This is a genomic window from Streptomyces iakyrus (assembly GCF_000717055.1).
Lineage (GTDB): Bacteria > Actinomycetota > Actinomycetes > Streptomycetales > Streptomycetaceae > Streptomyces > Streptomyces iakyrus.
Map to the genome: position 1 here is coordinate 1 of NZ_JNXI01000057.1, position 7,048 is coordinate 7,048.

7 protein-coding genes are annotated in these 7,048 nt (G+C 68.8%); 1 reads left to right on the forward strand and 6 read right to left on the reverse strand.

What is annotated here, in order from left to right:
* Positions 1 to 114 precede the first annotated feature (114 nt).
* Entirely contained in the window at positions 115 to 681 is a 567-nt protein-coding gene (locus OO68_RS41340; protein ID WP_033314660.1) for an RICIN domain-containing protein, read from the reverse strand.
* Positions 682 to 1,570: 889 nt separating this feature from the next.
* Between OO68_RS41340 and OO68_RS41345 the strand changes: the two genes are divergently transcribed.
* Positions 1,571 to 2,137: an RICIN domain-containing protein gene (locus OO68_RS41345; RefSeq protein ID WP_033314657.1), complete on the forward strand. Its 567-nt coding sequence runs from the start codon at positions 1,571 to 1,573 to the stop codon at positions 2,135 to 2,137.
* Between the two features lie 459 nt (positions 2,138 to 2,596).
* Here the strand turns inward: OO68_RS41345 and OO68_RS41350 are convergent, their stop codons facing one another.
* The 5 genes from OO68_RS41350 to OO68_RS41370 form a co-directional block, all read right to left on the reverse strand.
* Positions 2,597 to 2,830, reverse strand: a complete 234-nt coding sequence (locus OO68_RS41350) for a DUF6207 family protein (RefSeq protein ID WP_033314658.1) — start codon at positions 2,828 to 2,830, stop codon at positions 2,597 to 2,599.
* 478 nt (positions 2,831 to 3,308) lie between these two features.
* Positions 3,309 to 3,518, reverse strand: coding sequence for a hypothetical protein (locus OO68_RS41355; RefSeq protein ID WP_033314659.1), 210 nt, complete (start codon positions 3,516 to 3,518; stop codon positions 3,309 to 3,311).
* Positions 3,519 to 3,584: 66 nt separating this feature from the next.
* Entirely contained in the window at positions 3,585 to 5,078 is a 1,494-nt protein-coding gene (locus tag OO68_RS41360) for a UvrD-helicase domain-containing protein (protein WP_051815030.1), read from the reverse strand.
* Between the two features lie 563 nt (positions 5,079 to 5,641).
* Positions 5,642 to 6,538 carry a DUF6083 domain-containing protein gene (locus OO68_RS41365; protein WP_078625828.1) on the reverse strand — a complete coding sequence of 299 codons (897 nt, stop codon included), beginning with the start codon at positions 6,536 to 6,538 and terminating at the stop codon, positions 5,642 to 5,644.
* A gap of 160 nt (positions 6,539 to 6,698) precedes the next feature.
* Positions 6,699 to 6,956: a helix-turn-helix transcriptional regulator gene (locus tag OO68_RS41370; protein ID WP_033314663.1), complete on the reverse strand. Its 258-nt coding sequence runs from the start codon at positions 6,954 to 6,956 to the stop codon at positions 6,699 to 6,701.
* Positions 6,957 to 7,048 lie beyond the last annotated feature (92 nt).

Below are 7,048 nucleotides of genomic sequence, written 5' to 3' on the forward strand. Positions count from 1 at the left end.
CCACCCGCTATGACAAGCGCGGCTACGTTTTCCTCGGCACCGCGACTGCCGCAGCCCTCGTCATCTGGCTCCGCGCATGATCGGCCGGACAAGTCCTAGTTGAGAGCCGTTCGGTCATGCCCCGACGAGGGTCCAGCCCTGGTTGGCACTGCCGTCGCAGGGGAACTGGGCCGCCTGCGCACCGTTGGCGGTGCTGGCTCCTGAAATGCCCAGGCACAGACCGCTCTTGCGGTTCTTCATGGAAAAGGTGCCCGGGGGGTAGGGGCCCGTGGAGAGGTACCAGTCCTGGTTGAGGTCGCCAGACCCATTCGCCTGGATGGCCACCGCACCGGCCGACGTGCTGGCGCCGTCGATGCCGAGGTTCTTGCCCGAACCGGAGTTCTCGAAGCTGTAGTAGTCGCCGTCCGGGACTGGCGTCCAGTACTGCGCGCTGCTGGCACCCCAGGTCTGCTGGACGACCTTCGCCCCGTTGGCCGTGCTGCTTCCCGAGGGCTGCAGGACCTTCTTGGACTTGTAGTTCTGAATGCCCGCAGAAGCGGAGGCCTTGAGGATCGACAGCGGTAAGGGTTTCGGGTCGCTGTCCTGCGGTGACTGGGCGTGAGCGATCGCAGGGCTGACTGCTGTCATCAGCGCACCGGCCATCACCGCTGCGACGATGTTCCTGGTATGTCTCTTGCGCACGTTGCGTTCCTTCACTTTGGGTTGCCTCGTCGTTGCCGGGAGTACTCAACCAGAGGGTGAGGGGGAATCGCTAGATCGTTCGATCAGTTCGGCTGAAAGCGCTTTCTTGACAGGGGCATGTTCGGACGGCAAGAAGGGCCTGAGCTCAGCCCGCCCCAGGAGGTTCCCCTGCGGCCTGGGCCGTCACTGGCAGGCGATGCGCCAACCCGGGTGCGATGGAGGATCACGGTGGACCCGGGATCGCCGGCACTCGGCCTGCGTGCTCAGTCTCCCTCGCCCGGCAAGGGCGGCGAGCGATGCCGAAAGCACGAGGTCTGGATGCTCAGCCCCGTGCTGCGGCCGGTGCTGCGCTGGCTCCAAGTGGCGAGATGTGGTGTGTGTTAGCGAGCGCTGGCCCACGGCGAACGTTGCTTTGAGGGGGCGCGGTTGGGTCATGGCTACCTGTTGAGCGGGGGCTTGTTGCTCGGTGAGCTTGTGCAGGAGGCGCGCGGCCGCCTTCGACTGTCTGCTCCTTGAGGAACGCCTGCGGTCGTCAGGTCCACCGCACGGCCGTGCCTGGAAGACGCATGCGGTCGCAGGCGGGTGATGCGGAGGATCGACTTCCGTCAGGGGGTGAACAGTTCAGCACTCTTGCGGCGGACGATAATGCCGCCGTGGTCCGGCGGCGGTCCGTCCCGTTCGGCGGCGTGTCTCGGGTCGGGCGCACTGCTCATCGCCCCCACCTCGGCGCCGGCAGCCTGTAAAGATCGCAACCTAGAGGCCGCACTCGACGTGTGCGCGTCAAGTAAGTGCTTTCGGTCATTCTGTTTACACACTGTAGCGACTCGGTGCCAGGCTTGATTGAGTGCTCTCAGCAACATCAACAGCACTTGACGCAAGGAGACGTGGCATGCGTAACAGACGCACCATGAACGCCGTCGGGGCGGTTCTGGCCGGAGCACTGCTGGCGGCCGCCAGCCCTGCGATCGCACAGGCGCAGTCGCCACAGAGTGACGACTTGAGGTTCTTACCGGTGTCGAGTCTCCGGGCCGCCGACACGGGGGTACTCGCGAACTACAAGTCCAGGCTGGTCCTGCAGCCGTCAGGGGGTAGCACCGCCAGCGGGGCCAAGGTCGTCCAGCAGCCCTATAACGGCAACAGCATCCAGTTCTGGACCACCGTTCCGGATGGCAACTACTTCAGCTGGGAGAACTCCCGTTCGGGCAAGAACCTCGGCATCGACGGCGCCAGCACCTCGGCCGGCGCGGTGGCCATCCAGGCCAACGGGTCCGGCGACCTCAACCAGGACTGGCAGCTTGTCTACGGGGACTACCCCTCGAACATCTTCGCGCTGAAGAACCGCAAGAGCGGACTTTGCCTAGGCATCTCCGGCGCCAGCACCTCCAACGGCGCGCAGGCTGCCCAGTTCCGCTGCGACGGTTCGGCCAACCAAGGCTGGGGCCTGGCCGCGCCGTGACCAACCGGCCATCGCCGGGCCCAGCTCGTGTTCCTTGTCCACGTTGGCGCGGGCCGTTCGACTGAGCAGCCCATCTCTCGGAGTCTGCCGTCGCGACCCCTGGATCTTGTCGTTCCAGGGGCTTCGTCCCCTCTGGAGAAATTCGCCATATAGATGATGCGCACGCTCGTCCCGCAAATCGACTGACGGGTCTCCCGCATTTCGGGCAGGGCTCTCGGTTCACCCGACCATCTTGCAACTCCACACGCCCGGCGTGGACTTCCTGCGGAGGCCAGCGACGCTGAGGGAGCTGGCAGGTGCCGACCCGTAGGGCACCGGAACGGGACGGGGTCTGGCCGCGCTTGGGTTTACCACCGGAGACGATGGGACCGAACGGCAGGCCGAACTGCTTCTGGACGAAGGCCAGCAGCGGGACGCCGACGGGATCGAGCATGAGCGCCGGGTTGTTGGACCCCACGGTCATGATGAGGATCTGGACCACGTCAACGAGGCCGGCGCTTGGCGCAGGTCCAGGAAGCAGCGCAGCCGTACACCGGGCTCGCCGGGCTCCCGGGTCGTACGCTCGTCCGGGGCGATCGCGCCCAGCGTGGCGAGCAGTTCCTGCACGGCGAGTGCGGTCCGGTCGTCGTGTGCTGCGACTTCCCCGACGGCCAGCCCGGGCTCGGCGACATGCGCTTCGTTGATCGGCCTCATACACGGCACTACGCGCCGGCGTCCGAGAAGGTTCTGCCCTCGCGGTGTCTTCACCCGACCGAGTGCCACGGCCCCGGATCATGCTGGACACCGCAGGGGAAGACCGGGCCGTCCCCGGCCTCTCACCCGGGTCGAATCGTGCAGCTCGGCAGCCCGTATCGGACCAACCGAGCCTGCTGATGTGCCGGGACCGGAGTTTTGCCGGTGCTGCCCTTGCCCAGTGCGAGATCCGCATCTGACGCCCGCACAGCAGGCTCGGGCAGCGTTTCACGACGCACCGTCAGTGATCAGCCTCTTCAGGCTGTGCCTCCGTCTTACTCGTGTGGTCCGGGCGGCAGTCAGCGGTGCCTTCTGCCGGAGGGCAAGGCGGAGCACGCGAACCGGGCCGAACAGGCGGGTCGGCCACCGGCAGTGGCCTTGTCGGACGAGCCGCACCTCTCGCGTGGCAGCTGTCCCCGGGGGCTGTGGGTGCGGGCTGTTAGTGGCTGTTGTCGGTGAGGGTTCCGCGCTGCACCAGCTCGTCGGCGGTGCAGCCGCGGCGCTGCGCCATTGCGTGGAAGGTTTCCCGCTCGCGTTGCCAGGACAGGCCCCGGGCGGCTGCCGTCTGACGGATGTACTCATCGGCGGACAGGCCGAGAGCGGTGGAGTGGGCGGCGATCGCTTCTCGTTCCGCGGCTGTGAATGTCATCGTGTGGCCTCCTTTGGCCGGTGGGGCCTGCTGCTCGGCGGGGAGCCGGGCGTTAACCCGCGCAGGTCATGACGCTACCCGTTGTGCGGCTTCAGCCCGCGCTCGCTGCAGGGGGTGGGTGTTGATCCAGGAGAGGCCGCCGAGGTCGAGGTGGTGGCGGGCGCGGGTGACGGCGACGTAGGCCAGGCGGGCGTCGGTGTCGCTGACGGGTTCCGGGATGGGGCGTCCTTGGGCGTTGTGCTGGTCGGTGTCCTTGGGCGGGGGGAAGTCGTCGGCGATTTTGACGGTGGGCCATTCGCGGCCCTTGGCGGTGTGGGCGGTGGAGACGGTGACGTCGGCGTTCTGTTCGTCGGTGAGTTGGTCGACGGCGGTGAGGATGGCGTCGGGTCCGTGGGTGTCGACGAGGTCGACGAAGGGCTGGAGGTCGCGTCCTGCGGGGTCGTGGGCGGCGTAGTCCTGCAGTTCGCCCCAGGAGGCGAAGAGTACGAGTTCGGGGTGGGAGGTGCGGCGGCCGTTCTTGAGGTCGCGGGCCGCGAGCGCGAGTGCGGCCAGCTGCTGGCCGCCTCGGGTGAGGGCGACGCGGTGGCAGGTGGCGAGCAGGCGCATGACTTCTGCCATGGCGCCGATGTTGGTGCGGCACAGCACCGCGTCCGGCCGCTCGAGGCTGCCGACTTCGGTTGTGATCGTGTCGGTGCCGGTCAGGCGGATGGGGGCGTCGGCAAGCGCGAGCCACCGGTTAGCTTCTTCGGCGATCAGGGGGCCGAAGCGGAAGGAGCGGGTCAGGGTGAGGGGAGTTGCTTGGAAGCCGGTCATGACGTCCCGGGCGCCGCGCCAGCCGTAGATGGCCTGGGCGGAGTCGCCGACCATGACGAGCTGGGCGTGGTCGCGCTGGGCGGCGAAGACCTCCTCGAGGACCGGGTTAGTGTCCTGGGCCTCGTCGAGGAAGAGGAAGTCGGCTTCGATGGTGGGTGCGGTGAGGGCCCACATTTTGAGGTAGTGGTCGTGTTCGAAACGGACCATGCCCTGATCGGGGTTGTGCAGGTCGGTCCATGCCTTGGTCGCGAACGGCATGACCTCGTCGGCAAGTCGGGCATGGTCGCCGGGTGTGTCCAGGCCGCGCAGTCGTGGCACGTGGTGACGGGTCATGGTGCGGTCGGCGGAGTGGCAGTAACGGGTGATGGTGCGCAGCACCGTGTGGGAGAGCGCGCGGGGGCCGATCTCGTGAGCGCCGATGCGGACCGGACGTGTGATGCCGAGCGCCTGGCCGGTCTTCCACGCGGGCTGACGGGGGCTGTTGAGCCGGCGGGTGTAGCGGTGGCCGACGGCGGCGAAGGCTGTGGCGTGGGCGGTCTTGCACCGCACGGTGCGGGGGAAGCGGCCGGCGGCGTCCTGGGCGATGTTCTTGTTGAAGGCGAGGTAGCGGCCGCGGCGGTGAGTGCTGGCCGCGAGGAGGCCGAGGGTGCTGGTCTTCCCTGTCCCGGCGCCGGCCTGCAGGACGAGATGGTGACCGGCCCGGAAAACGTCGGCAGCGTGCGCCTGTTCGTCGGTAGGCGTGTGCAACAAGAGCTCCGCGAAAGAGAAAAAGCGTTGGAAGGGGGAAAAGAGCGATAAGCAAGGGCTGTGGTAGCTGCCATACCGGCAAGGTGCAGCGCCCGGGATGGGCTCACCGCGCTGCCGGGATGCAGTGGTGATGCCGGCTGTGCAGGATTCGGGCCGCGCAGCCCAGGACTTCTTCGACGGGGGGTGGGCGGGCAGGCTCTCGAGCCGGTTCGCCGGGCGCCGAGCGCGTTCCTGCTCATGCTGGGCACGGTCCGCGGCCACGCACCGGCTGAGCACATCCTGCGGCCGCTGTCCAGGGCCACAACGGCTCAAGGGGCCGAGAGTGATGTCGGGCAGAACCCGGTCGCGCCGGTTGGGGTGGTGCGTGATCAGGACGTCGATCGGCAGTCGAGTGCCCCGTTGGTGCCGCAGCGCGTGCAGGGCACCGTCCAGGCTGCGCGTTCTGCACTGTCATCAGTCGGGTATGGTCCGCGTTCGCGGCCGTCCGGACGCTTGCCCGGGCTTGCCGAGCTCGGTGCGGGTGGCGGGCCTTGGTGGGGTGAGCTCGAGGGCGTGGAAGGGCGTCATGGGCGGGCTGCCTCGCGTGTCCTGCCGGTGGGGCCTGGGCGTCGGGTGCGGGTGGGCAGGCGGTTGTGGATGTGCTCGTGGTGGGCCAGAGGGTCGAAGGGTTCCCAGTCGGCCACTGCCAAGTCGGCGGCGGTGGGGATGGCGGCGTGCTGCGGGCAGCGTTGGGTGCGCCAGCGTAGTTGCTCGGCGTACGGGATGGCGCTGAGGTCGTAGACGGCCATGACCGCGGCGGGCAGGGCCAGTTGCCCGCTCGTCGCGGTGGCCGGGACCAGGGTCCAGGTGCCGGCCGGGGCATCGGGGGAGAGCAGGGGGCTGGTGCAGCGGTGACGGCGCCGGGTCTGGGCGATGCACTGGATCTCGTCCACCGGGCGGGCGGCGAGGTAGCGCACGTACAGCATCTGCACGACGGGGCGGGCCGGGCGGCAGGCTGCCGAGTTCTTCCGTTGGGGTGCCGGGCTGTCCGGGGAGGCCGGGCAAGGGGTGAAGGCGCCGGCGTCGATGAGACGGCGGGTGTTCACGGCGAGCGACCGGCGCAGCCCGGTCAGCTCGGGCGGGGTCGGGGGAGCGGTGCGGGCGGGACAGATGACGGCGTGCGGCAGGCGGCACCAGCTGCTGCCGTCTCCACCGGGGTAGGCGACACCGGAGCTGACGTGCCAGCGGCACACGGCGGGCACCCGGGAAGCCGGAAGTTCGTGCGGATGAAGGCGGACGGGCCGCTGAGCGCCGCGGTGGTACCACTCGATCCGGTTGCCGCACTCGCGGCACCGGTCGCCCTGACCGCAGCGCAGCAGTCGGCTGACGCCGTCGGGGGAGACGTGCAGGGAACGGCGCACGCGGTGGGCGAGGGGGCTGCCGTCCCAGCGCCGCGCCGGGGGAGGAGGTGTGGAGCGCATGCGGGCGAACCTGTCAGCCAACACGCCGGATCCGCGGCAGCAGCTCTGCCGGATCGCCCGGTCAGCCTCATGCGGTGCGACTGGAGTGCGAATTCATGATTGCGTGTTCGAGCGGGTCTCGCCGGTTTTGGTGATCTGCGACAGGCGCCCGTGCGAGGAGTCAGTCCTGGGCCGGGCCAGGCAGGTCGTGCCCGCGGCACAGGGTGCTGAAGAGCTCGTCGAGCGGGGTGTTAAGGGCGTGGGCGAGGGCGTGCCAGGTCTTCAGTGTGCCGATGGTGCGGCCCTGCTCGATCTCGATGACGGTGCGTCTGGCCAGGCCGCTGCGGGAGGCGAGCTCGTCGTAGCTCCACCCGCGCGCGGCCCGCAGGCGCGCGAGTTCGAACCGCAGCGCCGTGAGGTCCGGATCGGGCGGTGTGATTCCGGGGTTCGTAGTTGGTGTGGTGGGTGGAGTGTGAGCTGGGGTGTTGGAGGTTTTCTGAGAAGGGGGCAGGCGCTTCCTGGGGTGCTTCG